Origin of the sequence: Microbacterium sp. Leaf351 (assembly GCF_001423825.1) — a bacterium.
In the GTDB taxonomy this organism is placed as follows: Bacteria; Actinomycetota; Actinomycetes; order Actinomycetales; family Microbacteriaceae; genus Microbacterium; species Microbacterium ginsengisoli.
This window is the reverse complement of record NZ_LMPK01000026.1, coordinates 4,301-6,256: the sequence shown is the minus strand read 5'-3', so window position 1 is coordinate 6,256 and position 1,956 is coordinate 4,301. Positions and strand designations below refer to the sequence as shown.

Here is a 1,956-nt window from a genome sequence, read left to right as displayed (position 1 = left end):
CCCCGCGGGAAGTGACACCACGCTAAGAGACTCACCCGGGCTGGTGCGCGGTCGCGGGCAGTCGGTGCGGTCGCGGGCGGGTCAGGTATCGCCGCGTCCGCCCCAGTTGCGTGACCTCATGCCGCGCCGTGCCGGGATGGGGCGGTCACGCCGCCCACTGTTGCATCCGTAACACGCTGGGAGCAGGTTCCACAGATCCCATGTCCCGCCTTGCTTCGCCGGGATCTTGTGGTCAAGGCTCGGCCCGTCAGGATGCCCCCGCCGCAACCCTCGACGAAGCACCTTCCCGCACATGTGGCACTTCGCACCGGGCGGGCACACGATCGCGGTCAGCCGCTTGCGTTCCGACTCTGACAGCTTGGGCGCATAGTGCGGCATCGCGACTCACCGACCCTTCCCCCCGGACCACCCCCGGGCGTAGCCTCGATTCATGTCGAACGTTGTTGACGAGACAGAGCCGCTCGCCGACGTGGTGCGCCGTCTCCACCAGCGATTCCCCGCGATCCCGACCGAGCGGGTTGCGGACGCCGTCATGGCCGCTTACTACCGGTTCGACGGGGCACGCATACGCGACTTCATCCCGGTGCTCGTCGAGCGGGCCGCACGCAACACACTCCTACCCCTGGCGGTGTAGACCGGGCCGCAGTAGCATCGGCACACCGAATCGCCGGTCGAACGGTCCCCACGTTCGGACACCGCCCCACCTCCTCACCCCTAGGGACGTTGGTGGCGGTGTCGCGGCGGACTGGCGCGATCAGCGGCCGACACTGCGAACTCTGGCGGGTCCGCCTGCTGCGACACCAGCGCCTCCGGGCTCGGGCTCATCCGCGGTTGGTCCGGTATCACCGCGAACCCGACGACCCCGGCGAGCGCTGCCGCCGTCGTGCGTGTGAGCGTCATCGCGTCCCCCTCTCGCGCCATGCCTTGCAGCGGTCGGCGTTGCGGCGCATTACCGCGCCGAGCCTCGCGTGGCCCTCCCGTGAGGGCGTGAAGTGTGTAGGCCGACCGTCCGCGCCCCACCCGACCGCCAGCGCCAACCCGTCGCGGTGAAGGTCCGCGAGGGTTGGCACCGGCTCAAGGTCGGGCGGGTCGATGTCGGCGGGTAGGCCGCTGATCAGAACCCCAGCGCGGCCCACGTCTTGGGGCCGGCGACGCCGTCGGGCTCGAGCCCGGCGCGCGTCTGGAACTCGATCAGCGTGCGGTCGGTCGCGTTGCCGAAGTCCTCATCGACGTCCAGGTGCGAGTACAGCGGGTAGTCGCGGTTCAGGCGGCGCTGAAGGTCACCGACCGCGGGACCCTTCGAGCCCTTGCGGATCACGGGACGGCCCGGCACCGGGACGGGCGCGGCCGACGTCAGGCGACCGGCCGCGACACGGCGAATCTCGGGCAGCGGGTCGAGGAACCCGCCGCCGACACGCTGCTGCTCGAGGTGCACGCACGAGCCGACCGTCGCGCCCGAGTTGCCCTCCCACAGGATGATCCCTCCCTGCGCGATCTGCGCACCGACGGGCTGCTGCGACGCCCACGCGCCGTGCGCATACCGGAAGTCGAACAGCATGCCGTCGAGCACGCTGCGGACCACCGTCGAGTAGCCGAAGCCGTGATCGCTGCTCGGGACCGTCTTGGACACGACCACGCCCGCGTGCAGCGCGGGGACAGCGACCGCGCCAGGCGTCACCGAGTGCGAGATGTCCTGGCCGCGATGCTTGCGGCCGTTCTCGCGCGGGGCGCCGAACTGGCCCCCGTTGAGGTTGATGCCGTTCGAGTAGTAGTCCGAGGCGGCGCTCACGCGGTCACCTCGCCGTTACGGGCCTGGTCGTCGGCGTCGCCGAGACTCTCGTCGCCCTCGAGCTGCCATTCGGCGTCGTCGGGTGCGATCTCTGCCGGCTCCGAAGCCGACACGGTCGGATCACTCATCGGTGTGCCCTCCTTGAATGACGAGAGCCCCCGGCGTCG

Annotated in this window: 4 protein-coding genes; 1 reads left to right on the top strand and 3 read right to left on the bottom strand. The window is 70.6% G+C overall.

Annotation, left to right across the window (positions count from 1 at the left end; genetic code table 11):
* Window positions 1-81: 81 nt before the first annotated feature.
* Window positions 82-294 carry an HNH endonuclease gene (locus ASG00_RS18955; protein ID WP_353743570.1) on the bottom strand — a complete coding sequence of 71 codons (213 nt, stop codon included), beginning with the start codon at window positions 292-294 and terminating at the stop codon, window positions 82-84.
* A 136-nt stretch (window positions 295-430) separates the two neighbouring features.
* Here ASG00_RS18955 and ASG00_RS08195 point away from each other — a divergent pair, with 136 nt between their 5' ends.
* A complete protein-coding gene (locus ASG00_RS08195; protein WP_056208401.1) occupies window positions 431-634 on the top strand; it encodes a three-helix bundle dimerization domain-containing protein in 204 nt (67 codons plus the stop codon).
* 480 nt (window positions 635-1,114) lie between these two features.
* Here the strand turns inward: ASG00_RS08195 and ASG00_RS08190 are convergent, their stop codons facing one another.
* Together ASG00_RS08190 and ASG00_RS18705 are read right to left on the bottom strand one after the other, a co-directional pair.
* The gene (locus ASG00_RS08190) at window positions 1,115-1,789 is read right to left on the bottom strand and encodes a peptidoglycan-binding protein (protein ID WP_056208396.1); all 675 of its coding nucleotides are present in this window, start codon (window positions 1,787-1,789) and stop codon (window positions 1,115-1,117) included.
* On the bottom strand, window positions 1,786-1,917 hold the full coding sequence (locus ASG00_RS18705) for a hypothetical protein (RefSeq protein ID WP_268768736.1): 132 nt from the start codon (window positions 1,915-1,917) through the stop codon (window positions 1,786-1,788). Before ASG00_RS18705 ends, ASG00_RS08190 begins: the two co-directional genes overlap by 4 nt.
* Between the last annotated feature and the right edge of the window lie 39 nt (window positions 1,918-1,956).